The organism is Methylobacterium sp. D54C (assembly GCF_053345595.1).
In genome coordinates, this window is sequence record NZ_JBKFAK010000001.1 from 195,034 (window position 1) to 219,711 (window position 24,678).

24 protein-coding genes are annotated in these 24,678 nt (G+C 66.9%); 20 read left to right on the forward strand and 4 right to left on the reverse strand.

The window, feature by feature from the left end; all coding sequences use genetic code 11:
• Positions 1 to 326: 326 nt before the first annotated feature.
• Both ACLBYB_RS01030 and ACLBYB_RS01035 read right to left on the reverse strand, forming a co-directional pair.
• Complete coding sequence (locus ACLBYB_RS01030; protein ID WP_447697574.1) at positions 327 to 1,160, reverse strand: tetratricopeptide repeat protein; 834 nt, start codon at positions 1,158 to 1,160, stop codon at positions 327 to 329.
• A 168-nt stretch (positions 1,161 to 1,328) separates the two neighbouring features.
• Complete coding sequence (locus ACLBYB_RS01035; protein WP_447697575.1) at positions 1,329 to 1,739, reverse strand: hypothetical protein; 411 nt, start codon at positions 1,737 to 1,739, stop codon at positions 1,329 to 1,331.
• A gap of 525 nt (positions 1,740 to 2,264) precedes the next feature.
• Here ACLBYB_RS01035 and ACLBYB_RS01040 point away from each other — a divergent pair.
• The 16 genes from ACLBYB_RS01040 (at position 2,265) to ACLBYB_RS01115 (ending at position 19,609) form a co-directional block, all read left to right on the forward strand.
• Positions 2,265 to 3,776: a hypothetical protein gene (locus ACLBYB_RS01040; RefSeq protein ID WP_447697576.1), complete on the forward strand. Its 1,512-nt coding sequence runs from the start codon at positions 2,265 to 2,267 to the stop codon at positions 3,774 to 3,776.
• A gap of 6 nt (positions 3,777 to 3,782) precedes the next feature.
• Positions 3,783 to 4,088, forward strand: a complete 306-nt coding sequence (locus ACLBYB_RS01045; RefSeq protein ID WP_447697577.1) for a hypothetical protein — start codon at positions 3,783 to 3,785, stop codon at positions 4,086 to 4,088.
• A 29-nt stretch (positions 4,089 to 4,117) separates the two neighbouring features.
• On the forward strand, positions 4,118 to 4,585 hold the full coding sequence (locus ACLBYB_RS01050) for a hypothetical protein (RefSeq protein WP_447697578.1): 468 nt from the start codon (positions 4,118 to 4,120) through the stop codon (positions 4,583 to 4,585).
• 3 nt (positions 4,586 to 4,588) lie between these two features.
• A complete protein-coding gene (locus ACLBYB_RS01055; protein ID WP_447697579.1) occupies positions 4,589 to 5,389 on the forward strand; it encodes a phage head-tail connector protein in 801 nt (266 codons plus the stop codon).
• Complete coding sequence (locus tag ACLBYB_RS01060) at positions 5,383 to 5,868, forward strand: hypothetical protein (protein ID WP_447697580.1); 486 nt, start codon at positions 5,383 to 5,385, stop codon at positions 5,866 to 5,868. Before ACLBYB_RS01055 ends, ACLBYB_RS01060 begins: the two co-directional genes overlap by 7 nt.
• Positions 5,865 to 6,317, forward strand: coding sequence for a hypothetical protein (locus ACLBYB_RS01065; RefSeq protein WP_447697581.1), 453 nt, complete (start codon positions 5,865 to 5,867; stop codon positions 6,315 to 6,317). Before ACLBYB_RS01060 ends, ACLBYB_RS01065 begins: the two co-directional genes overlap by 4 nt.
• Before the next feature lie 14 nt (positions 6,318 to 6,331).
• Positions 6,332 to 6,562: a hypothetical protein gene (locus ACLBYB_RS01070; protein ID WP_447697582.1), complete on the forward strand. Its 231-nt coding sequence runs from the start codon at positions 6,332 to 6,334 to the stop codon at positions 6,560 to 6,562.
• Between the two features lie 35 nt (positions 6,563 to 6,597).
• The gene (locus tag ACLBYB_RS01075) at positions 6,598 to 7,335 is read left to right on the forward strand and encodes a hypothetical protein (RefSeq protein ID WP_447697583.1); all 738 of its coding nucleotides are present in this window, start codon (positions 6,598 to 6,600) and stop codon (positions 7,333 to 7,335) included.
• Positions 7,332 to 7,733, forward strand: coding sequence for a hypothetical protein (locus ACLBYB_RS01080; protein WP_447697584.1), 402 nt, complete (start codon positions 7,332 to 7,334; stop codon positions 7,731 to 7,733). Before ACLBYB_RS01075 ends, ACLBYB_RS01080 begins: the two co-directional genes overlap by 4 nt.
• A 484-nt stretch (positions 7,734 to 8,217) precedes the next feature.
• A complete protein-coding gene (locus ACLBYB_RS01085; protein ID WP_447697585.1) occupies positions 8,218 to 8,616 on the forward strand; it encodes a VOC family protein in 399 nt (132 codons plus the stop codon).
• 271 nt (positions 8,617 to 8,887) lie between these two features.
• Positions 8,888 to 9,937: an Ldh family oxidoreductase gene (locus tag ACLBYB_RS01090; protein ID WP_447697586.1), complete on the forward strand. Its 1,050-nt coding sequence runs from the start codon at positions 8,888 to 8,890 to the stop codon at positions 9,935 to 9,937.
• An 827-nt stretch (positions 9,938 to 10,764) separates the two neighbouring features.
• On the forward strand, positions 10,765 to 12,165 hold the full coding sequence (locus ACLBYB_RS01095) for a DUF2254 family protein (RefSeq protein ID WP_447697587.1): 1,401 nt from the start codon (positions 10,765 to 10,767) through the stop codon (positions 12,163 to 12,165).
• A gap of 466 nt (positions 12,166 to 12,631) precedes the next feature.
• Complete coding sequence (locus tag ACLBYB_RS01100) at positions 12,632 to 15,808, forward strand: glycoside hydrolase family protein (RefSeq protein ID WP_447697588.1); 3,177 nt, start codon at positions 12,632 to 12,634, stop codon at positions 15,806 to 15,808.
• A 17-nt stretch (positions 15,809 to 15,825) separates the two neighbouring features.
• Positions 15,826 to 18,138, forward strand: a complete 2,313-nt coding sequence (locus ACLBYB_RS01105) for a baseplate megatron protein TIM-barrel domain-containing protein (protein ID WP_447697589.1) — start codon at positions 15,826 to 15,828, stop codon at positions 18,136 to 18,138.
• A complete protein-coding gene (locus tag ACLBYB_RS01110) occupies positions 18,135 to 18,746 on the forward strand; it encodes a DUF2460 domain-containing protein (protein WP_447697590.1) in 612 nt (203 codons plus the stop codon). The genes ACLBYB_RS01105 and ACLBYB_RS01110 overlap by 4 nt, the downstream gene beginning before the upstream one ends.
• Entirely contained in the window at positions 18,743 to 19,609 is an 867-nt protein-coding gene (locus tag ACLBYB_RS01115; RefSeq protein WP_447697591.1) for a DUF2163 domain-containing protein, read from the forward strand. The genes ACLBYB_RS01110 and ACLBYB_RS01115 overlap by 4 nt, the downstream gene beginning before the upstream one ends.
• A 176-nt stretch (positions 19,610 to 19,785) precedes the next feature.
• Here the strand turns inward: ACLBYB_RS01115 and ACLBYB_RS01120 are convergent, their stop codons facing one another.
• Together ACLBYB_RS01120 and ACLBYB_RS01125 are read right to left on the reverse strand one after the other, a co-directional pair.
• Entirely contained in the window at positions 19,786 to 20,220 is a 435-nt protein-coding gene (locus tag ACLBYB_RS01120) for a hypothetical protein (RefSeq protein ID WP_447697592.1), read from the reverse strand.
• Positions 20,201 to 20,866, reverse strand: coding sequence for a response regulator transcription factor (locus ACLBYB_RS01125; protein ID WP_447697593.1), 666 nt, complete (start codon positions 20,864 to 20,866; stop codon positions 20,201 to 20,203). Before ACLBYB_RS01125 ends, ACLBYB_RS01120 begins: the two co-directional genes overlap by 20 nt.
• A gap of 364 nt (positions 20,867 to 21,230) precedes the next feature.
• Between ACLBYB_RS01125 and ACLBYB_RS01130 the strand changes: the two genes are divergently transcribed.
• From ACLBYB_RS01130 to pedF, 4 genes are all read left to right on the forward strand, one after another.
• Complete coding sequence (locus tag ACLBYB_RS01130) at positions 21,231 to 23,027, forward strand: methanol/ethanol family PQQ-dependent dehydrogenase (protein WP_447697594.1); 1,797 nt, start codon at positions 21,231 to 21,233, stop codon at positions 23,025 to 23,027.
• A gap of 92 nt (positions 23,028 to 23,119) precedes the next feature.
• Positions 23,120 to 23,797 (forward strand): pentapeptide repeat-containing protein, encoded by a 678-nt coding sequence (locus ACLBYB_RS01135; RefSeq protein WP_447697595.1) that lies wholly within the window; start codon positions 23,120 to 23,122, stop codon positions 23,795 to 23,797.
• Entirely contained in the window at positions 23,794 to 24,219 is a 426-nt protein-coding gene (locus ACLBYB_RS01140) for a hypothetical protein (protein WP_447697596.1), read from the forward strand. The genes ACLBYB_RS01135 and ACLBYB_RS01140 overlap by 4 nt, the downstream gene beginning before the upstream one ends.
• 25 nt (positions 24,220 to 24,244) lie before the next feature.
• Positions 24,245 to 24,667, forward strand: a complete 423-nt coding sequence (gene pedF / locus ACLBYB_RS01145; protein WP_447698124.1) for a cytochrome c-550 PedF — start codon at positions 24,245 to 24,247, stop codon at positions 24,665 to 24,667.
• Positions 24,668 to 24,678 lie beyond the last annotated feature (11 nt).

Below are 24,678 nucleotides of genomic sequence, written 5' to 3' on the forward strand. Positions count from 1 at the left end.
GCCAGATCTCCTCAACTAACAGTTGCAAAATCGCGCAACGTGGTTAACGAATGGTTAAGTTTGGCGGTCGCGGCTCAGACAAAGTCTGGCTCTCCTCTTTCGCGTATGCGGAACAGTACCGGCACCAGGATCGAGCACTCATGTCCGCGACCCTTGCTCGTGTCCCGGCGCGTTATGACGGGGTGCACCGGCGTCCAGATTAGTAGCCATCTATTCAACGCACCCGGCATTGCCAGCAAGCGACACGACGCCTAACAATACCAGCCTCCGCCATATATAGACTTCGAGCTATTCCGCGACTCGATTAAGTTTAGACTACTTGATAATCAAAGTCCGTATGTCGAATATTCTTTTTCAACATTCGCATCAATTTTAAGGGCTTTGGCGATATCGATATCGCCACCTTCTTTGTCCCCGCCCAGTATTTTGGCCAGTCCACGGCCATACAACGCCCCCGCCGTCTCTTTCAGCTTCAGAGCGGCGCTATAATCGGCAACTGCCTTCTCATATAAACCCAATCTAGTATTCACCAATCCTCGGCTATCAAGCGTGCTCGCTTCATCTGATTTCAATCTCAAAGAATTATTGCAATCTTCCAGCGCACCCTTGAGATTTGTGCCCGTGGTCGCGCGGAGCCAGCACCGGGAATTATATATCTCGGCATTACCAGGATTCAGCTTGATCGTGCTGCCATAGTCTTTCAGCGCCTGATCAAAATTACCCTTCAATTCCATGGCGGCGGCGCGGTGCTGATAACCGAGCGCATTGTTGGGATCGGACTCGATTGCTTGATCGAATTCTTTGACTGCCGCGTCGAGGTTGCCCTTTGCTCTTTGGATTTCGCCGCGCCCTACGTAAGCCATCGAAAAATTTCGATCGAGTCGAATGGCTTTGTCGAAATCCTTCAATGCCAGATCGAAATTTCCTTTCCCGGCCAGGAGCGTGCCTCGATTGAAGATAAAGATCTTCAAGATGGCGCCTCGCCAGAGGCCGGAGTCGATGACAGCATTGCAGGCCGCGAGGTCTGCTTCCGCATTTCGCTCGCCACCATGCGGTTGGCACTGATTGATCTGCGCTCGGGTAAGCGGCAACGCATTGGCATTGGCGATGGAGAAAATCACAAATCCGGCGGCAGTGATCGATTTTATGCCAAACTTCATGATATATTTAGCTCCATATTTCGTGCTGAGAGAGTGTTATTCTGCCGCGCTATCATAAATTGTCGGCCTACAGTCTATATATGATATGTATTGCCGTCTTGAATTTTAATAACAACAAAGGAATTGTGTCAGTTCTTAATTAAATACGCTATATGATTCGTCAAAAATCTACAAATCTGCAATACGACGCCAGATGACGTCAACTCTACGGCCGGAAACATTGACCGATGTGCCGTGAATATTGGTAGATGTGCCGACAGGGATATCAAATGGTATTGTGATCTCGGCTCCGGGAGGCACACGCATCCCCGTGACGAGTTCGCCACCGTCAGGAAATGACAGGATTGCAGTTCCCCGTGCGCGGCCGCCTTCCTCGACATAGCTGCCGCGATAGATGCCGCCGCCTACGTCGAGGCCTGCCACCTTTCCGTTGGCGAGCGCTAGAGAGCCGGACGCTTGGTCAGTGCGCGCCTGGAACTCGACTCGAAAAAAGCCGCCCATCACAACCTCGTAACCTTTCTGCCGCCTTGCTTCAGAATGTTTTTTCGTAACCCCGTGAGCCTGACCAACGACGAGCATTTTCGACTGGTCTGATCGGTCAAGTTCGATCGCGTCTCTTCGACATTCCTTCTTCAGATCCGATGCCCTCAATGTCCTTAAATTTTGAACTCCAAGCGGTGAGATGGCTGCGCTTTCGACTGCCCTCTTGTGGATAGACCTTAAGTGGCAGTCACTGCGAAGACTCGATAACGGGTTGTGCTTGCGAGCAGATTTGACAGAGGCTTGGAGTTCCAGTCGGTGCCTATCGGCACGCATCGAGGTCAGAGTGGCTCCTAGGGCTGTGTTCAGTTCGATCCATCCGCTGCTCGGAAGCGGACCGGCAGCGATCCACCCGAGGCAGATTGTCGATCTGGAGACCGACAGCCTGACGTAGACCGTCCGGCTTTGGACTGACCATTCACGACGCACCGCGGGTCCGGGGACGGATCGCGCGCGTCCCCCGACGGGCCGCAAGGCCCACCACCCCCCCTTACGTCCGATGTCGCGCGCCCCGGGGACGGGTCAGCGCCGGCGCGGCCGTGCATCCGAACCGGATCACGCCCCATGACCCAGCACGTCGACGTCCTCGCGCTCCTCAAGGAGGCGCAGTCCAAGCCGCTCACCGATCCGATCCTGGCGCAGCTCGGTATCGACCTGCAGAAGTCAACCTTCGCACAGGGCAGCTCGCCCACCTCCGGCCTGACCTTCTACGACCTCGAGCTCGGGGCGAAGTCGCTCTACCCGGTGCTCACGCCACTGCGGAACGCGATCCCGCGCGTCTCCGGCAAGGGCGGCATCCAGGCCGCGTGGCGGGCGATCACCGGCATCAACGTCTCCGGGATGCGCATCGGCGTCTCCGGCGGCAACCGCGGCGGCGTGCAGGTCGTCGCAACCGCCGACTACACCGCCAGCTACAAGGGCATCGGCATCGAGTCGAACGTCGAGTTCGAGGCCCAGTACGCCGCCCAGGGCTTCGACGACGTGCGCGCCATCGCCGCCCGCACCGGGCTCCAGAGCCTGATGCTCGGCGAGGAGGCCATGCTGCTCGGCGGCAACACGTCCCTGGCGCTCGGGACCACGCCGACGCCGACCCTCTCCGGTTCTGCCACCGGCGGCGCGCTCGCCGCCCAGAACTGGTCGGTGATCGCCGTGGCGCTGGCGCTCGACGGCGTCATCAACGGCACCGTCGCCGGCGGCATCCAGTCGACCATCACCCGCACCAACGCGGACGGCTCGACCGACGTGTTCGGCGGCGGCGCGGCGGCCCGCTCGGCCGCCGCCACCGTGGCGACCACCGGCGCCACCGGCTCGATCGCGGCCTCGGTCGACCCGGTGCCCGGTGCGCTCGGCTACGCGTGGTTCTGGGGCGCGGCCGGCGCCGAGGTGCTGGGCGCGATCACCACGATCAACTCGGTCCTGATCACCACCGCGGCCGCGGGCAGCCAGACAGCCGCCTCGCTCGGGACCGTCGACCGCTCGACCTCGACCCTGTCCTTCGACGGGCTCCTGACGCAGGCATTCCGGCCCGGCTCCGGCGCCACCATCCTCACCCTGCCGCCGGGCAGCGCCGGGATCGGCACGCCGCTCACCGCCGACGGCGCGGGCGGCATCGTCGAGGTCGACGCGGTGCTGAAGTCCATGTGGGACGTCTACCGGCTCTCGCCCGACACGATGTGGGTGAACAGCCAGGAGGCGCTGAGCATCTCCCGGAAGATCCTCACCGGCAACGCGAGCTCGGCCTACAAGTACGAGATCGCGGTGACCCGCGACCAGCTCGGCGGCGGCTTCATGGCCCGCACCTACCTGAACCGCTTCTCGATGGCGGGCGGCTCGACCCTCAACATCAAGGTCCACCCGAACCTGCCGGCGGGCACGATCCTGTTCACCACCGGCACCCTGCCGTACCCGATCAACAACGTTGGCAACGTCATGCAGGTGCGGACGCGGCAGGACTACTACCAGATCGAGTGGCCGCTGCGCTCGCGAAAGTACGAGTACGGCGTCTACGCCGACGAGGTGCTGCAGCACTACTTCCCGCCGTCCCTGGCGGTGATCACCAACATCGCCAACGGCTGAGCGGACATGACCGCGCCGCTCGCCCGCATGTTCCCGCCCGGGGACGGGCGCCCGCACACCACGGTCGCCAACGGCCGCCCCTACCGGGGCACGGCCGGCACCGTCCTCGACGTGCCGGTCTTCGACGCGCAGGTGCTGGAGGCCAACGGCTGGATCCGCGCCGGCGCGCACGCGCTATCCGGCCCGACCGCGGGGCGGCCGAGCGCGCCCCTCACCGACCAGCTCTACTTCGACACCACGCTGTCGCTGCCCGTCGTCTGGGATGCGCTGGCCAAGGTCTGGCGCAACGTCTGGACCGGCGCCCCGGCCTGACGCCCGCCCTTCGCTTCAGGAACCCCGACATGATCAAGATGCGCGCCCCCGCCGGGCTGACCGGCTTCTCGCACCAGGGCCATTCGTTAGAGCCGGACGAGGACGGCGCGGTGCATGTCGACCCGCGCCATCGGCTCGATTTGGAGGCCCACGGCTTCACGCCGTGGGACGATGCCGTAGCGGCCCCGGTGTCGGCCACGCTCGGGGCCCTGGACGGGGATCGCGGCCGGCTGGTGGCACTGTTCACCGAGACGGTCGCGGCGACGCCCGACGAGGACGTGGCGCGCATGATCGCCGAGGCGGATCAGCGCCGGCGCCTGGAGCAGGAGGACGCCGAGCGGATCGATCCGGCCAAGGTCACGGCCGCGGACATCGACGTGATGAAGCGCCACGAGCTGTTCGCGTTCCTGAGGAAGCGCGGCATCCGCGTCGTGCCGCCGGTCGACAACGACACGCTGCGCGCCAGGGCCCGGGACGCCCTGGCGCCCGCCGCCTGAACCATGATCTGGCCGAGTTCCCACGACCTCGTGCGGCTCGCCGACCTCGGCGTGAGCGAGGATCCCGACGGCTCGGTGCAGCGCCTGATCACGGCGGTGAGCCGCATGATCCTGACCGCGCTGAACCGCCCCGCGATCCTGCCGCGGCGCTACACCGAGGTCCGGACCGGGGGTGCGGGTCGCATCCTCCTCGCCAACTGGCCGGTCACGGAGATCGAGGCGGTCACCGTCGGTTCGACCGCGATCGCGGCGGCCGAGGATGCCGGATCGCGAGGCGGGTACACTCTCCAGCCCGCCGATGACGCCCCGCCCGGCCGGCCGCAGGTGCTCACCCTTCCGGGGCGTCCCGGCTGTGCGGCCGTCTCGGTGACGTACACGGCCGGCTACCAGATCGCGGAGGGGCCCGTGCCGCTCCCGGGCGGCGCGCCGTGCACGGTGTATCCGGACCAGCCCTACGGTCCCTGGGCCTGCGATCTCGGCGTGGCCTTCGGCACCGGCGCGGCGCTCACCCAGGTCGATCGGAACCCCGCGCAAGGGCAGTACGCCGTGGGCGATGACGGCGGCTACCTGTTCTCGGCCGAGGACGTGGGCGAGGCAGTGGCGATCACCTACGGCTACGTCCCGGCCGATCTCGCCAACGCCGCCCTGGACTGGATCCGCGACCGCCTAGCCTACGCCGAGCGGGTCGGCATGCAGTCGAAGTCGCTCGGCGGCCAGGAGACCGTTTCGTACCGGATCGCGGCCGTGCCCGACTTCGTCTCGGCGGCGCTGCAGCCCTACCGCGCGGTGGTGCCGCCGTGCTGACCGAGATCCAGGTTGCGGAGACTCGGGTGGTCGCCCGGTTCGACCGGATGCCCGACGCCGTCCGCGCCGAGATGGTGAAGGCGGTCCAGGTCGAGCGGCTGGTGTTGGAGGCGCTGATCAAGCGCAAGCTCTCCGGCGAGGTGCTGAACGTGGTCACCGGCCGCCTGCGCCGCTCGATTGTCTCGGATGTCGAGCAGAGCGGCGATGCCGTGACCGGCTCAGTGAGCCAGTCCGGCGACGTGAAGTACGGCGCCCGCCACGAGTTCGGCTTCACCGGCGAGGAGACCGTCGCGGCCCATGTCCGCACGATCACGCAGGCCTTCGGGCAGGCCATCGCCCCGCGCGCGGTCGACGTGCGCAGCTTCACCCGCACCGCCAACACGCCGGAGCGGTCGTTCATGCGCTCCTCGCTCGCCGACCGGGCCGAGGCGATCGTGGCGGCGCTGAAGGGTGCCGTGGCCCGGGGGATCGCGAGGTGACCGCCCCGCTCGGGCCGCGCAACGCGGCGGTCGTCGCGCTCCAGACCGTCGTGGCCGGTGCCTACCGCTGGAAATCCGGCCCGACCCGGCGCCTGAAGCTGTTCGCCGACGTGCCGGCCGCGCAGCGCCCGGCCGTGTTCCTGCACGAGGGCGGCGACGAGAGCTACGCGTGGTCGTCGGGCGCGGTGCCGCGGCGGACGATCGAGGTGAAGATCTTCGTCTATATCGACGCCCGCGACCCGCGCGTGATCGGCGCGGCGCAGCTCAACGACATCATGGACGCCCTGGACCAGGCTCTGGCGCCCGCCGGCGCCGACCTGGCGCTGGGCCGCACGACGCTCGCCGGCACCCCGTACATGGCCCGCATCACCGGCCGGCCGGTGAAGGTGCCGGGCGACCTCGACGGCGACGGCCTCCTCGTCGTGCCCGTCGCGATCGAGCTTCCCTGACAAAGGAGATCCCTATGGAATCCGAGCTCGATCCGGGTGCCGCCGAGGCGCCCGAGCCCACGCCCGTGCGCGGGTACGGCCCGCCGACCCGCGGCGACACGCTGGCGGCGCGCATCGACAACCTGCACGCCGACATGCTCGGCGGCACCGCGCTCGGCAACCACACCGCGCTGTGGAACCTCGTCCACGCCTTCAAGGAGCGCGTGAAGGCACTGGTCGCCGAGCTCGAGCACGCCGCGCCCTGACCACGCCGCCCCGCCCCTCCTGAGAGGAGACCCGCATGTATTCCTTCGGCTCCGGGGTCCTGATCGGCACCCGCACCGACATCGCCAACGCGACCCCGGTGAACTTCGGCCTCGTCCAGGAGGTCACCATGGACGAGACCGCCACGATCAAGGAACTCTACGGCCAGCAGCAGCACCCGCTGGCCATCGCCCGCGGCACGATCAAGACCACCGGCAAGGCCAAGGTCGCCCGGATCTCCGGTCTGGCGATGGCCTCGCTGTTCTACGGCGTCACGCCCGTGCCCGGGCAGCTCATGACCGCGTTCGGCGAGTCCGGCACGATCCCGGCCGGGTCGCCCTACACGGTGACGGTCGCCAACGCCGCGATCGCGGCCGACGATCTCGGCGTGCTGAACGCGCTCACCGGGCTGCCCTTCACGAAGGTGGCCAGCGCGCCGGCCGCCGGCCAGTACAGCGTGGCCGGCGGCGTCTACACCTTCGCCGCCGCCGATCAGGGCAAGATGCTGCTGATCAACTACACCTACGCGCTCGCCGGCGCCGGCCAGCGCTTCTCCGTGACCAACCAGCTGCTCGGCACCACGCCGACCTTCGCGGCGCAGTTCTACACGACCTTCCAGGGCAACGCGGTCAACGTGCGCTTCAACAACTGCACGTCCTCGAAGCTCGGGTTCGGCACCAAGCTCGAGGACTTCGTCATGCCGGAGTTCGATTTCAGCGTGTTCGCGGACGCAGCCGGCAACGTCGCGACCTGGTCGTTCGGGGATGTTGGATGAGTGCCGATCCGCGGCCGCTTCCGGCCATCATCACGCTCGGCTCGAAGACCTGGACCGTCCGGCCGCTCACCCTGCGTCAGGTCGAGGCCCTGGAGCCGCTGGTGGCGCGCGGCTCGGGCGAGAGCCCGTTCGCCTACGGCCTCGCGGTGGTGAGCGCGGCACTTGCCCGCGACCACGAGCCGGACATCGCGAGCTTGCGCGACCTCGAGGCCACGAGCGCCGATCTCGCGGAGGCGACCCGCGCCGTCCTGATCCTCGCGGGCTACCTTCCCAGTTCCTCCGCGGGTGCCGACCCGGGGGAAGCGCGGGCGGCGCAGGGCGCCGCCTCGACCTCGACGCCGTCTACGGACGGATCTGCACCGTCACCGGATGGTCCTTTGACGTCGTCGGCGAACTGACGCTCTGGGATGTGCGGCGGCTCTACCGCTACTGGTCGGCCCATCCCCCAGTTCACGAGCTGGTGGCGGCGTTCATGGGCCTAAAGGCTCAGGCCGAACTGCCGCCCCCCGCTGCAGCGACTGTAGCCGAGGCTGACGACCCGAGCGGCATCGGCGCGATGATCCTGCGCTTCCCAGACGGGCAGGTGAAGGCGCGCTAGAGCTAAAGGTCGACCAGCCCCGTTCTTGGTCCGGCTGCTTGCGACCCAAGTCAGCTGCCCAGATCGACCCACCTGCATTCCCGAAGCGGACGCGCACGATCGTTTGAACCCCATGATCAAACGCGGTTCTTGACGGTCGTCTGCACGCTGCTAAGCCCATTCTCGGACGTGTAGAAGCCACAGCCCGGTCGGTAGTCCGGGTGGCCTAGCGCTCGTGCATGGCGGCCGCCATCAGCAGCCGACTACCAGCGCGTCCTTTCCGGTGAATGGGAAAGGTGCGTCCAGTGAAGCTCAATCACATCAATCTCACGAGCATCGATATTCCGGCGGATGTCTCGATGTTCGAGACCTATTTTGGATTACGCACGTTAGTGATGCGCGGGAAGGCAATCGCCGTCATACAAGACGATGATGGTATGGTGCTAGTCCTCAATGACTTCGCGAAAAAGCGAGGTACCTTCACTTATCCTGAGGATAGCGATATTCATCATATTGGCTTCATCCAAGATAGCCGAGAGCAGGTCGATGCGCTGAATGCTCGCCTGAAAGCCGATGGCTGGGACGTGCCTGAACCGCGTGACTACCACGGCGCTTGGACATTCTACTTCAAGGCCAAGGGTGGCTATTTCATCGAGGTTGCAACTCAGACCCAACTCCGGCGCAGAGACATCGCCGCCGTCTGACAAAGTATCATGGCTCGAACTCAACGACGGGTAGCCTGATGAGCGCTTCTGCCGTGTTGTGCGGCAGAAGCGGACCGTCTCCAGACCACCCCAAGCGGTCTTCCCGCATCCGACCCAATCCAGCCGCCTGGCCCGCCATCGCAACTTCCCAGAAGCGGCCGTTCGTCAGCCCTCCGGCAACTTCGGCTCGGGTTGGTAAGCCGTCATCGGGCCGCTGCCCCAAAGCCGACATTTACACTCGCTTCTCTCGCCGAGATTTCAGGAGCGACTTATGGCAAGCGCCACACGCATTCCCGCCGACAAGCTGCTGGACTTCGCCAGCGCGGTCTATACTGCGGCCGGCATGCCGGAGCCCGATGCGCGGCTCGCCGCCGACACACTCGTCCATGCCGACCTATGGGGGCACCAATCGCATGGGGTCATGCGGCTGTCTTGGTACACCGCCCGATTGAAGGCGGGGGTCTGCGCCCCGATCGCGCAGCCCGAAACGGTCGTTGATGCCGGCGGCCTCGCCGTGATCGACGGTCACGACGGCATGGGCCAAGTGCTCACCGCCCACGCGATGCGAGAGGCGATCCGGCGGGCGAAGGCGCACGGGGTCAGCGCCGTAGCCCTGCGCAATTCCGGCCATTTCGGCACCGCCCTGTACTTCACGCTGATGGCCGCGCGGGAAGGCTGCGTGGCGTTCCTGTCGACCAATGCCAGCCCGGCGATGGCGCCATGGGGCGGCCGCCAGAAGACGGTGGGCACCAACCCGTGGTCCTGGGCCTGCCCGGCCGGCTCGCACGCGCCGATGGCGCTCGACATCGCCAATACCGGGGTGGCCCGGGGCAAGGTCTACCTCGCCAAGCAGAAGGGACAGCTGATCCCGGAAGGGTGGGCCCTCGACGCGTCCGGCGCCCCGACCACCGACCCGGCGGCGGCCATCGACGGGATCATCCTGCCGATGGCCCAGCACAAGGGCTACGCCATCGCGCTGATGATGGACATGCTCTCGGGCGTGCTCACCGGCAGCGCCTTCGGGCCGCGGGTGACCGGCCCCTATCAGACCGAGCACCGCAGTGGGGCGGGGCAGTTGATGATCGCGATCGACATCGCCCAGATCCAGCCGCTGACGGAGTTCAACACGCGCATGGACCAACTGATCGCTGACTTGAAGTCCGTGCCGCTGGCGCAGGGGTTCGATGAGGTCTTCTATCCAGGCGAGATCGAGGCCCGCAACGCGACGCGAAACCGCGCCGAGGGCTTGGCCTTGCCCGACGACACCCTCGCCGACCTACACCGACTCGCCGAAGAAACCGGGATTACTCCCGGATGGTAAGGAAGGATTGTCAGAAGCGGTCCATCCCCCTTCGGCAATGGGTCTTGAACAGGCGCGGTGGTAATGTCCGCTCTTATTGCATGGCCACCCGATAGCGGACTGGCGGAAATCCACCCTACGCGGTCATTCCGCTGGGGACCCATATGAGCCATTCGAGCGTGCCGCGGCGCTTCTCGAAAGCAGACGCCCGTCACCTGCGCTGCATGAGCGATAGATACAAATCCAAGACAGACGGTCGCCAACCCGACGGGCTGTGCCCGCCTGTATCATCGCATCTCGAAACGTCTGAAGCGAGGCTGACCCAAACAGCTATTGGCCCGAACGGCCTAACGCCCTGAGGAACCAAGCTCGTGAGTTTGTGTTGGCGCAGTGTTTCTGTGTTGTTTCTGCAAACCTGGGGGATGGCGGTATGGCAGTTCGGTTCCTGGGTATGGCAGCGGGTCTCACGCTTGCGGGTGTCGGTTTCGCGGCACAAGCGCAGTCGGTTGGCAGCAGGATTGATCAGCCAACTCCAGGAACCCTGCCTTCCGGGACACACAATGCGGACAGCTCCACCGCGCCGGCTAATCAGCCGACCGGCCGCGTCTCTGCGCCGAGCGCCATCAGCTCGTCCACTGATGTGATGAAGGGGGGACCGGTCCAGGGGGGCGGAAGCAGCGGAAGAGTCGATCCTATCGAGCATCTGCCCGAGAACATGAAGCGCTGATCGATCAGACGAGCTGTGCAATCAACGGTCAGCGGATGATGGTTTTCCGCTGATCTAAAATCAATCCGATTTCAGAATTCGACACAATGAAACGATCTAGAAGTATGCTCAATAAAGCCGAATGAAAATCGTAAATCGGGCCCGTGACCAAATTCTGGCGCTTATTCGGCGGTCTTTACGGGAGTTCATCGGCCTTCCACTGATCGTCGTTGCGGCGTTCCTGGGCCTGTTCGCGCTGAGCTATCTGCTCGATGACGCGCTGTGGGGTCGCCCTGGCCCTACACCGCTCCCCTGGCTCGCCCATCTGCTTGGGGACACGGGCGCAATCGCAAGCCTGCTCGGTACCGTCGCGTCGGGTATGATCACGGTCACGTCGATCACGTTTTCCCTTCTGCTGATTGCCGTACAGCAAACCGCCTCGACCCTCTCCACCCACGTCTACGACCAATTCATCCAGCGACGCTCGAACAAGCTGAGTTTCGGCTTCTTCGTAGGTCTTAGCGTCTTCGTGCTGTTGACGCTTGGCAGCGCCAATCCCGACCACAAACCGATCATCGGGGCACTACTGTCGCTCCTGATGACGGGCGCGGCGCTGTGCATGGTGGTGATCCTGATCTACAGCACCATCGATCAAATGCGGCCGCATTCCGTCATCACCGCGATCCACGATCATACGATCAAGGCCCGCGCCGTGGACGGGGGCATGATCGCGGGCACCCGGCGTACACCCCGCGCCGGTCTGTCGTGGTCGCAGACCGTCCGAACGGACGCTTACGGCGTGGTGTGCGGTATCGACCTCGCGACGATCGAGCGGTCCGCAGCGGAGCATGACGCCGAGATCGAGATCATCGCCCGCGTCGGCACCAACCTCGCCTTCCGCGACCCGCTTTTTTGCATTCACGCTGCCCGATCCCTGCTGGGCGACGCGCTGCTGGCACTCGATCGGTCGATCACTGCCGCTATCAAGATTGAACCACGCCGGACGATCGACAGCGATGCCGGCTTCGGGATCGAGCAGCTTTACTCGATTGCTTGGACGACCGCCTCGACATCGAAGCAAAACCCGCAACCGGCGATCTTGGTGTGCCATTGCCTGCGGGACATCATCGCGCGCTGGAGCAGCGCCGATGCGATCCCGGAAAACAGCGCGTCCCGGATCGTCTATGCCGATCGGGGGGTGGATGATGCGATCCTGGCTATCGCGGCGATCGGCGTCGTCGCTTCCGAGAGCATGCAGAACACGCTGGCCGCCGAAGTCTGGCGGACCCTCGCGACGTTAATCGATGACGTGCCGACCGCACAGCTGCCGGCGTTGACCGACACGGTGCAGCGGCTGCTATCGAGCCTCGGAGACCACGTGCTGACACGAGATCTCGAGGAGGAGCTGAGCCGCTGCCGGCGAAGCTTAGCGGGCAGGGGTGAGCCTGATGCCGCCGAGGCAATCCGGGCCGCAGCCGAAACGCTGGCCGAGAGCATCGGCACGCTCAACTCCCGCGGGACGCGCGTGCCGACATCCGCCTGAGCGCAGGCGTCCGTCACTTCTTCCCGGACGGGGGGCGTGACGACTCAGGTGACAGGCCTTTCGCCTCGTGAGCGCCCGTGCCGTGTACGGCCTCGCTGCCGATGATACCCCCACCCACGGAGGAGGCCGGTACGCTCTCGCCGGAGGCTCCAGCCCCGGTGTCAGGGATTTGGCGGGTTGTCGTGGTTGCCGTGCCTGCCGCGTTGGGTGCGCCTGTCTCTGCATGCGCAAGGCCCGACCCGGCGGCGCCGATAACGGCAGCAACGAAGACCTTGGCAAACATGATGATCTCCAGCAGGGCCGGCCTCAGCGCTTAAAGATCATGCTGGTTTCGCGGGTCGGGCAGCGGTCGCATCTGTCTGATCAGCAGCGTCCGCTTCCGCGCGTGGTCGCCCCAAGTGGAACCTCGCAAAGCCACCCCTAGCAGCCGCCCGCTCGGTCAACCCGATCGCGTTTGAGCCCGACCATGGCCGACGACATCCAGATCCGCTTCGGCGGCGACGCCGGCGGCATCCGCGCGGCCGCCGATCAGGCCAAGGGCACGATCCAGGGCTTCGCCACGGCGGCCCGCGGCCAGAACGCCACCGCGCGCCAGAGCTACGACGAGCTGAAGGCCGCCATCGACGCGGCCAACGCGTCGCTGCGGCAGATCCAGGTTAGCGCCGAGAACACGTCCGCGCTCGCCACGCAGGCCCGCGCCGTGGCGGCGCTGGTCGCCGCCTACGAGGGTCTTCGCGCGGCCGACGAGGCCGTGTCCGGCGCGACCGGGCGGACCTACGCGGCAGTCGGCACCGCCATTTCGGCCACCGCGACCGCGGCCCGGTCCGGCGCCACCGCGCTGGTGGAATACGCCTTCAACGCGCTCTCGGCCTCGCGCGCCCTCGACGTCACGGCTCTATCCACGCAGGGGCTCACCGGCGCGATCGAGCGGCAGCGCAGTGCCTTTCAGGAGTGGCGCCGCGGCTCGCAGATCTACGGCTCCGGCCTGCTCGAGGTCGAGGGCCGCACCATCGCGGCCGCCGGCAACATGGACCGGCTCCAGGCCGCCGCGCAGGCGCGCGGCTTCGAGAACGCCACCCGTATGCTCCAGGCCTTCACGCTGGAGTTGACCAAGGTTCCAGGCATGACCGACCAGGGCGCGGCCTCGATCGAGGCCATGCTCGCCTCGGTTCCGAGCTACACCGGCTCGGCCAACGCCTCGATCGTCTCGCTGATCGCCATGATGGCCTCCTCCGAGGACGAGGCGAAGCAGATGGCCTCCGCGCTGACCGGGGCGCTGCGCGACCCCGCCGCCGCCGGCGGGCCGTATCTCGCCGCGCTCGGCGGCGTCTCGCGCGAGCTGCGCGCGCAGTTCGACCTCGCCCGCCAGAACGGCAACGCCAACCAGATGCAGGCCGCCATCCTATCGGCCCTGGTCGAGCGCGCCCGCGCCTACGGCAACGAGATGACCCGGTCGCTGCAGGAGCAGCTCAAGAGCTATTCGGCCCTGGGCCCGCTCGCCGGCCTGTTCGCCTCGCGCCTGCGCGGGCAGGTTGACGAGGCGAACCGGGTCACCGAGGCGCTGGAGAAGCAGCTGGAGACGATCGAGCGCCGCAACGCCACCCTGGCGCGGACGCCGCTCGACACCAATCAGCTCACCGACGCCACCGCCAACCTCCTCGGCAACACCGCGCAGGCCGGGATCGATCAGGCGAGCGGCCGGATCGACCTGCTGCGCCAGCGCCTCCAGGGCGCCACCGGCGACGCCGCGGCGCTGATCCGCAAATTCGAGGGGTTCAGCAGCGCGGCCTACCGCGACAACGACGGCCGCTTCCGCGTCGGCTTCGGCTCGGACACGACCACCGGCGCCGACGGCCGCGTCAGCGCGGTCACCGCCGACACCGTCACGACGCGCGAGGATGCCGAGCGCGATCTCGCCCGCCGCCTCGTGGCGTTCCAGACCGAGGCGGCCGCGCAGGTGGGCGCGGCCTGGCAGGGCCTGTCCGACCGGGCGAAGGCCTCGCTCACCTCCGTGGCCTACAATTACGGCTCGCTGCCGCGGGACGTGGCGGCGGCGGCGCGCGGCGGCGACGAGGGCGCGCTGGCCGCCACGATCCGCGGGCGTTCGGGCGACAACGGCGGGATCAATGCCGGGCGGCGCAATCAGGAGGCCGACAACATCACGGGCGGCGCCACCGCCGAGGCGCTGCGCGCGCAGCTCGACCTGCGCCAGCAGCTCGCGGACCGCCAGGCCGGGGGCAACGCGCTCGACCGCGAGGCGCTGGCCACGGCCCAGGCCAACGCGGCGGGGCGGCGCGACGAGGTCGCCGCGCAGGAGCGGGCGAACGACGCCCTGCGCCGGCAGCTCGACGCGACCACCGACCTCTCGGCGCGCACGGCGCTCCAGACCCGGCTCGCGCAGGGCGAGGCCGCGCTGGCCGAGAAGCGCGTCGCGCTCACCCGATCCGAGGCCAGCCTCCAGACCGCCGAGATGGAGACCGGCTCGCGCGAGCGGCTGCGCATCCTCAACGACGCGCTCACCGTCGAGCAGGGGCTGCACGCCCGCGGCACGGCGGCGTGGAACCAGCTCGAGGCCCAGAAGATCGCCAACACCCGGGCGGTGGAGCAGGCCGAGGCGCAGGAGCGCGCCACCGCCGAGGACACGGCCTACCAGAACGCCAAGCGCGTCCTGGAGGATCGCATGCGCGACCTCCGGCAGGAGGCGCAGGAGCGCGGCCTCGGCTTCGCGGAGCGCCAGGCCGAGACCGGCGCGGTGCTGGGGCAGATCGAGGACCTGGAGCGCGACCACCAGCGCAAGCTCGCCGAGATCTGGGGCCAGGGCACGAGTCAGTACCGGCAGGCGATGGCGCAGCTCGACCGGCTCGCGTCCGAATCGGCGAGCCGCCGCGCGCAGGCCGAGCGCGAGATGCAGAAGGCCGAGTACCAGGACACCAAGCGCACCTACGAGCAGATCGGCTCGACGCTCACCGGCAACGTCTTCAGCGTGGTCCAGGGGCAGACCACGATCGCCCAGGCGGCGCGCAGCACGGCGCTGTCGATCGTCCAGAGCTACGTCCAGGCACGGGTGAAGCTGATCGCCGACTGGCTCGCCGGCGTCTCGGCCCATCAGGCCGGCGAGGTCACCAAGACCGCGGCCACCACCGCGGGCGTCGCTGCCCGGACCGGCGCCGAGGAGACGGGCGCGACCTCCGCCTTCGCCACGCAGGCGGGCGCGATGGTGAAGTCGATCATGGCCTCGGCCTCCGAGACCTTCGCGGGCATCTTCGGCTTCCTGTCGCCGGTGCTCGGCCCGGCCGCGGTTGGCCCCGCGGCCGCCGGCGAGGCGACCGTGGCGGCGGCCGCCGCGGCGATCCCGTCCTTCGCGGTCGGGGCGTGGTCGCTGCCCAACGACATGGTCGCGCAGGTGCACAAGGGCGAGATGATCGTGCCGGCCGGGCCGGCCGGCGCCCTGCGAGCGGCCATGGGCGGCAGCCCGGCCCCGAGCCTCGCGCTCAACCACACCACCCAGATCAACGTCTCGGCCATGGATGGCGCCTCGGTGGCGGACTTCTTCCAGAACCACTCGCGCCCGCTGATGCGGGCGATCAACCAAGCGGTCCGGCAGGGCGCGCATCTCGGCCTGTCGCGGCTGGGACCGGGCTGATCGAGCCGGGCTGCGCCGTGATCGACACCATCACCGGCTTCAACCTGCTGCCCGCGACCGGGGAGTTCGGCTACGACCCGCTGCCCTACCGGGCCTCGCGCTGGCCGCCCTCGGCGACCGAGCGCCCGTTCAAGCCGATCAACACCTACGCGGCGCCGGGTTCGGGGCGCACGGATTGCAGCCTCGCCCTCGACGCCCTGGCCGAGCAGGTGCCCGGCTGCACCACGGTCAACCTGCTCGTGGCGTGGTTCGGCTCCTCGGTCGACGCGCGCGTCTGCAGGATCTACCCGTCGACGATCTACATCGACGGCTCGTTCCAGCGCATGGATGGACCCACTCCCGTCGAGGAGAATTGGCAGGTCTCCGGCCTGAACCAGCTCTCGCGGGGCCCGGATGGCGCCCCGATCCTGATCCCGATCACCACCGTCGACGGCCACGCGGTCTACGGCGGCACGCCGTCCGACCAGAGCGTGGTGCGCTGCCTGCGCGACCTCAAGGCGCGCGGCTACCGCGTCGTGTTCTACCCGTTCCTGCTGATGGACTGCCCCGGCTTCCCGTGGCGCGGGCGCATCGGGCTCGACGCGGACGGGAATACGGCCGCGGCCGCGACGGTGGCCCGGATCCTCGGGCCGGCGCAGCCGTCGCACTTCACCCGCCACCCCGACCGGCTGACCGTCGACTATGCCGGCCCGGCCGAAGATTACACGTTGCGCCGGATGATCCTGCACTGCGCCAACCTGTGCGTGCTGGCCGGCGGCGTCGACCTGTTCCTGCTCGGCTCCGAGCTGCGCGGCCTGGAGGCGATCCGCGGGCCCGGCTGGACCCGGGCCGGCACGACCGGCGCCGACGGCACCGTCACCTGGGACTACCCCTTCGTCGATGGGCTCGGGCGGCTCGCCGACGACGTGCGCGGGATCTTCGACGCGGCCGGGCTGACGCGGGACACCGCGGGCCTGCACAACCTGATCACCTACTCGCCGGACTGGTCGGTGTGGATGGGCGTGCAGCACCCCGGCGAGGCCGGGCAGTGGCCGCATCTCGACCAGCTCTACGGCCGGGACAGCATCGACCTCGTGGCCTTCGACAACTACCTGCCGCTGTCGGACTGGACCACCGAGGGTGGGCTCGACGCGGCGAACTGGACGGCGCCCGCGCCCGATCGGAGCCGCTGGCCGCCCGGGCCGGACACGATGAGCGGCCTCGGGCTCTCGGGCGAGCCGACGCTCTATTCGATCGCCTACCTGAAGCGGAACATCGAGGGCGGCGAGAAGTACGACTGGTTCTACGCCGACTCGGACAATCTCGGGATCGGTTTCGACCCGCTCGGCTCGGATCAGCAGGTGTCCCGGCCGACCGGCGACCGCGCGACCCAGACCCGCAGCCGGTACTATCCGGGCCAGGAGATCCTGGCGAACAAGCAGCTGCGCTGGTGGTGGAAGAACCCGCACCGCGCCGTCTACGACGACGGCGACGGCCGCGGCTGGGCCCCGCGCGGGCCCGCCACCCGCTGGGTGCCGCAATCGAAGTCGATCACCACGGTCGAGTACGGCTTCGGCTCGATCGACCGCGCGACCAACCAGCCGAACGTGTTCTACGACCCGAAGAGCACGGAGAGCTTCACCGCGTTCTGGTCCGTGTGGGACAGCGCCGACGGGGCGACCTACACGCCCCGGCGGGACGACACGCTCTGCGCGATGGCCCTGCGGGCGGTCCACGAGTACTGGTACCGCGACGGCCACAACGAGGTCTCGGCCGCCGGGCTGCCGATGCTGCAGACCGCCTTCTTCGCGGTCTGGAACTGGGACGCGCGGCCGTTCCCGACCTTCCCGCTGCGCTCCGACGTCTGGGGCGATACCCTCAACTGGCCGGCGGGCCTGTGGGTCAGCGGCAAGGGCCCGGCGCTGCCGCCGCCGCTGCCCGATCCCCCACCGGTACCGGGGCCGTACCCGAGCTTCCCGGCGCTGTCCGGACGCGCATGGTCGGTGCGCTACGCCCCGACCTTCCGCACCGGAGCGGCCGCGCACGTCTCCGGCCGGGAGGCGCGGGCGGCGCGCGTACGGTCGCCGTCCTGGGAGATCGAACTGGCCTACGACGTCCTGGCCACTGGCGGCTTCGCGATGGGCGGGCTCGCCGGTGACTTCGAGCGCCTTGCGGGCTTCTACGGCGCCGTCTCTGGACGCGCCCTGCCGTTCCACGTCGCCGTGCCGCCCGAGCTCGGGGCGGGATCCACCCTGCTCTGCCGCTTCGCCGACGACGACCTCGATCTGGAGCAGTTCATGGCGCTGCTGTTCGCCACCCAAGCCTTCCGGCTCGTGAGCGTGCGCGGGTGAGCGAGGTCCCGCCCGCCTTCCCCGCGCTGCCGGGCCAGGGCTGGTCCGTGCACAAGCGCCCGACCTTCGCGACGCGGCTCGCCCCGCACGTCTCGGGCCGGGAGGTGCGCGCCAGCCTGTACGCGGCGCCGCTGTGGGAGTTCGAGGTGACCTTCGACGGGCTCGCCTCGGGCTCGGCCTTCCCCGGTCTCGGCGCGAACTCACTGCAGGCGCTGCTCGGCCTGTTCCTGCGCTGCCAGGGCCGCTTCGGGACGTTCCTGTACACGGATCCGACCGACAGCGCGGTCACGGCCGGCGCGATCGGCGTCGGCGACGGCCGGTCGCTGGCCTTCCCGGCATACCGGATGCTCGGCGGCTTCTCCGAGCCGGTCGGCTGGGTCACCGCGCTGCGCGCCGTCACCGTCGACGGCGCGCCAGCCGACGGCTGGAGCCTCGCCGCGCCGAACCGGATCGTGCTGCCGGCCGCGCCGGCCGCGGGCGCAGTGATCGGCGCCGCGTTCAGCTTCGCCTACCTGTGCCGCTTCCTCGACGACGTGCAGGACTTCGAGAACGTCATGGCCGGGCTGTGGAAGGCGGAAGGCGTCAAGTTCCGGAGCGTGCGCACGTGAGGCCCGCCGATCCCGCACTCCTGGCCTACCTCGCCGAGATGCGTGCGCGGGCCGACAAGCGGCTGCTGATGGCCGACTGCTTCACCTTCACGCTGCTGTCCGGCCTGATCCTGGCCTACACCGATGCCGACGTGCCGATCGCGCTGAACGGAACCACCTACCGTGCCGATTCCGTGCTGGTGGACGGGCTGCGCTACCGCTGCACCACCGGCCTCGACGTCGATCAGCAGCGGATCACGGTCTCGGCCCGCCCGACCGACACCGTCGGCGGCGTGCCGTTCCTCGTGGCCCTGCGCGAGGGCGTGTTCGACGGCTGCACGATCCGGCGCGACCGGGCCTTCCTCAGCGCCTGGGACGCGCCGCCGATCGGCGGCGTGACGCTGTTCACAGGGCGCCTGGCGAGCGTCGATCAGGTCGGGCGCACCGCCGCGACCCTGACGGTTGCGAGCGAGCTGACGCTGCTCGACATCGACCTGCCACGCAACGTCTGGCAGCCGACCTGCAACCACACGCTCTACGACACCGGCTGCCGGCTCGTGCGGCAGGCCTACGCCTCGGCCGGGGCCGTCGGCGACGGGGCGAGCGCGACGTTCATCCCCTGGGCCGGCGCGAGCGAGGCGCTCACGCAGGGGACGGTGACGTTCACCTCTGGCGGCAACACCGGGATCTCGGCCACGATCAAGCTGGCGGAGACGACCGGCCTAACGCTGACCTACCCGCTCCCGGCGCTCCCAGCCGCCAAAGATACCTTCACAGCCTACCAGGGCTGTGACCATACCCTCGCGACGTGCCGGTCCAAGTTCGCCAACGAGGCGAACTTCCGCGGCTTCCCGTTCGTGCCGACGCCCGAGGCCGCGTTCTGACGGGCAGAACCGGCCGCTCGACCGTCCGGTTGCGACCCAGCGCAGTCGTTCACGCGCGGCCGTGATGTTCCCGAAAGCAGACCTCCCCAGGCCGTTGCTACGGCGGTGATGCGCCTCTCACAGCCGCTTCGGTGAAGGCGACGGATCCCTGGTAGCAGGCGGTGGATTCGTTACAATCAGCTCTCTAAGCACAAGCGAAAATAGTCTTGGCGGATCGCCTCCTTCAGAGTGAATCCAGCCACGCGAGGATTAAGAAGTTCTGGTCCATCCGGGACGCGGCCGAACTTGACATTTTGTAGATCGACGACGAATCCGCGCTCGCCCGTATAGAGGCCCTCGCGGTTCTTGACGTTCACGGAACCACAAATGTGGACGGGCCCGCTTCGGCGCAAATTTGTGACCTTCGCATCAGGACTTTCGAGTTCACGCCGGATGAGATCGAGGACAATTTTTGTATCTTCTGGCCCTATCGACGCTTGAGATCCGTCCTCTACGGTTTGGCTCAACGTGGAGTTCACAAAAATCGTCAGCAAAATGATCATCGCAGGGACGATTCGACTTAGATGACGCTGCGCGTTGCATGTCATGGCCTTACCGACGTAGTCCGGCATGCTCAAAATCGAGCTCGGACACGAAGATCACCGCTTGAGTTCGGGTCCGTACGCCAAGCTTGCGCATGATCTCGGTGGCGTGGGTCTTGACCATGGACATGCCGATCCCGAGGCGAGCCGCAATTTCCTGATTGGTCAGGCCCTTCTTGATGAGGATCAGCACGTTGAGTTGCCCCTGCGACAGGGTGGAGATTCGAGCGGAGGCGGAGCGTTGCCCAGCCTCGGGGGGCAGCGGCACGACGCCCTCCGGCACGAAGGCCTGCCCTTCGAGAGCCTGCTTGACGGCAGCGTGGTAGGTTGCCTGCCGAGCCGTCTTGGCGACGAAGCCGGCTGCTCCGAGAGCCAGCGCCTCGCGAATGATGCGCGGCTCATCGACACCCGAGCAAATCAGGATCGGGATCCGTGGAAAGCGGGATCGGACCGTTAGAAAGCCCTCGAACCCCCGCACGCCCCGCATCGTCAGGTCGAGGATGACGAGATCCGGCTCGGGATGCTGCGAGAGATCGTCGATGGCCCCCTCGATTGAGGATGTCTCCCGTATCGTCGCTTCGGGGAAGCCGAGTTGCAGGACGCGCCGGAGCGCATCCCGGAACAGGGTATGATCGTCCACGAGAACGAGATGCACAGCCGCCTCGGAGAAGGGCACGACGGTGTGATCATGATCGGCAGCCCGCCCGGATGTCGTCAATCAAAAAAGTACAAATATTGTACTTATGGTTTTCGTCGAGATTGATATAGAGCAAGACGCAAAAATCGTGGCCTATTTTCCCTCTTAATAAGAAAATAATGTGGCGTTATTATACCAAGGTCCATGTCGGCACGCCCCCGATTGCTGTCTATAGTCGCGAAAGAGAGGCTGCCCGCTTCCGGCTGCTGCCTTTCAATAGAGCGCGATCCTGCTCAAAGACTGGATCGTGAGGGAGAGAGACATGGCTAATAAGACTGCGACGGGATCACCGCGCCAGAATGTCTTCCTGACTGCTTCGTCCCTGCTTGTTCTCTCGTGGGCGATGGCCGCGCCTGCAGCCGCGAAGGACGAGATGAAGCCCGTCGCCTGGGAAGACATCCTCAACGATCAGCAAACCAACAACGATGTGCTGATGTACGGCATGGGCGTGAAAGCTCAGCGCTATTCATCCCTCGACAAGATCAACACCGAGAACGTTGGCCGGATGAAGCCGAAGTGGTCCTTCTCCTTCGGCGACGAGAAGCAGCGTGGCCAGGAGGGACAAGCCCTCGTTCACGATGGAATCATCTACATCACCGCCTCCTACTCGCGCATCTTCGCCCTCGACGCCAAGACCGGCAAAAAGCTCTGGTCCTACGCCGCCCGACTGCCCGACGACATCCGCCCCTGCTGCGATGTCGTGAGTCGTGGCGCCGCGATCTACGGCAACAAGATCTTCTTCGGCACCCTCGACGCTTCCATGGTGGCGCTCGACGCGAAGACCGGGAAGGTCGTCTGGAACAAGAAGTTCGACGATCACGGATCGGGCTACGCCTATACCGGCGCTCCCAACATCATCAAGGATCAGAAGTCCGGTAGGGTGCTGCTGATCCATGGGAATTCCGGTGACGAGTTCGGCGCGCTGGGCAAGCTCTATGCCCGCGACCCGGAGACGGGCGAAGAGATTTGGATGCGGCCCATGGTCGAGGGCCATATGGGACGCCTCAACGGCAAGGATTCGACGCCGACTGGCGACGCGAAGGCGCCGTCCTGGCCAGACAAGGATGGCAAGAAGGTCGAGGCCTGGAACCACGGCGGCGGCGCGCCCTGGCAGACGGGCGTGTACGACGAGAAGACCAACACCTTCATCATCGGCACCGGCAACCCGGCCCCCTGGAACCACCATTACCGCTCGCCCGGCGACAGCCTCTTCACCTCGGGCCAAGTCTATATCGACCCGTCGAACGGCGAGCCGGTCGGCTTCTTCCAGCATACGCCGAACGATGCCTGGGACTATTCCGGCAACAACGAGATCATCCTGTTCGACCTCGACAAGGACGGCAAGAAGATCCGCGCCGGCGCCCATGCTGACCGCAACGGCTTCTTCATCCTTACCGATATCGACAAGCTGACGGCCCGCGACGGCAAGATCAACAAGCCGGAGGCACTAATCGCGGCCTATCCCTTCGTCAAGGACATCACCTGGGCCAAGGGCTACGATCTCAAGACCGGTCGTCCGATCGAGAACGAGGGTCAGCGCCCGCCGGCTCCCGAGGCCGGGCAGAGCAAGGGCAAGTCGATCCAGGTCACGCCGAACTTTCTCGGCGGCAAGAATTGGAGCCCGATGTCCTACTCGCAGCAGACAGGCCTGTTCTACATTCCGTCGAACGACTGGAGCGAGGATTACTGGACCGAGAACGTCACCTACAAGGCGGGTTCCGCCTATCTCGGCCAGGGCTTCCGCATTCACCGCAAGTTCGACACCCATGTCGGTGCCCTACGGGCGATCGATCCGAAGACCGGCAAGATCGTGTGGGAGCATCTTGAGAATATGCCGCTCTGGGGCGGCAGCATGACCACCAAGGGCGGCCTCGTCTTCCAGGGCACCTCGGACGGCTATGTGAAGGCCTTCGACGCCAAGAACGGCAAGGAGCTCTGGGCCTTCCAGACCGGCTCCGGCGTCGTCTCGGTGCCGATGACTTGGGAGGATGGCGGCAAACAGTATATCGGCATCGCCTCGGGCTACGGCGGCGCTGTGCCGCTCTGGGGCGGCGACATGGCCGATCAGACCAAGCTCGTCAGCCAGGGCGGCTCGTTCTGGGTGTTCGAGGTGCCGACCGACACGGCCTCCGCGCAGTAGCCGGTCGCCGCCGGAGACTGGGTCGGGGCGCAAGCCTCGGCCCGGCCCCCGTCTCATTCGCTACCGCCCACCCCGTCACCGAGTGTCATCCGATGCAGGCTTCCCTCGGCCGCACGCTACTTCTGTCCGGGCTGATCGCATCGGCGCTCGCCTGTCCCGTGTCGGCTCAGACCCAGATCGTCAACCGCGAGGAACGGCCCGATCCTTGGATCGTCAACGGCTGCACGATCGCACCCAAGACCAAATGTCCCGGCGCGGACCTGCGCCATGCGGACCTGAAGAACGCGGATCTCGGCGGGGCCGATCTCACCGGCGCCCAGCTCGCCCGTGCAGACCTGCGCGGTGCGAACCTTCGCGGCGCCCAGCTCGACCGAGCCAACCTCAGCGGCGCGCGCCTGCAGATCTCCTTCATGCAGGGGCTGAAGGCCCGGGGTGCCTCCTTCGTCGGGGCCAACCTCGATCATGCCCGCGCCTCGGGAGCCGATTTCAGCGGAGCCGACTTCACGGTGGCCGATCTGGAGATGGTGCAGGCCAAGCGCGCGCAGTTCGTCGGTGCGAAGTTCATCGACACGGATCTTCAGGAGACCAAGTTCTACGAGGCCAACTTCACCGATGCGGTGATGCAGGGCGTCCAGATCCGCTTTGCGATTTTCCAGGATGCCTGGATGAAGGGCTGCAAGGGCTGCCCGGACCATTGGCAGCACGGCAAGCCGGTGTGGGAAACCTATCCCGAGGCCTCCGCGCCGCCCGCCGCCGAGACGGATCAGTGAGATGGGAGTGGCTGGCCGCGCCGTGGCTCGTCCTGCTGCTGCCCGGCTTGTCCGGCGCGGCGGCGGCGGAGGCGTCGGCGGATGTCCGCACGGCCTTCGCCGCGTGCCGTGCTTTGCCGGACGAGGGGGAGCGCCTGCGCTGCTACGATCGCCTCGCCGCGATCCTCGTGCCGCCCCGCTTCCGGGGACGGTTGACGATGCAGACCGAGCCCTTCGTCATCACCGCCCCGACCGTGCTGCGCTACGAAAGCGATGGCCCGATCTTCGTGATGTACCTGAAGGATGCGCAGGGCGGCATCGTTCAGAACCTGCACATCGGTGGCGGCGGCAGTGCCGTCTACACCATCGAGACGCCCGGTACTTACTCTCTGCAAATCAGCGGCTCCGAAACGTGGCGCATCTGGCTCGATCCGGCGCCGTGACCTGTCCGTTCCGAGGTTTCCAATGATGACGTTCCTTCGCGCGGGTCTGCTCGCGCTTCCGCTGACCGTGGCCACGCTGCCCGCCACCGTCTTCGCCCATGGCGACGCCGCACCGCAGCCGGTCGACACGACCGGCCTGCCGCCGCTCGGCGACGACGTCCGGGCGACCAACCCCTACCACGGCAACAAGTTGGCCATGGAGATCGGCGCCAACGGCTACAACCAGAACTGTGCCCGCTGCCATGGCCTCGACGCAAAGTCTGGCGGCATGGCGCCGGACCTGCGCGAGCTTGAGGAGGGCGAGGCCGGCGACGGCTGGTTCATGACCCGCGTGATGCACGGCGCCAAGAAGGACGATCGCTACCGTATGCCGCCCTTCGAGGGCATCCTCAGCCAGGAGGCGATCTGGGCGATCCGCACCTATGTCGAGAGCCAGCCCAAGAGCTGAGCGGGGTCGGC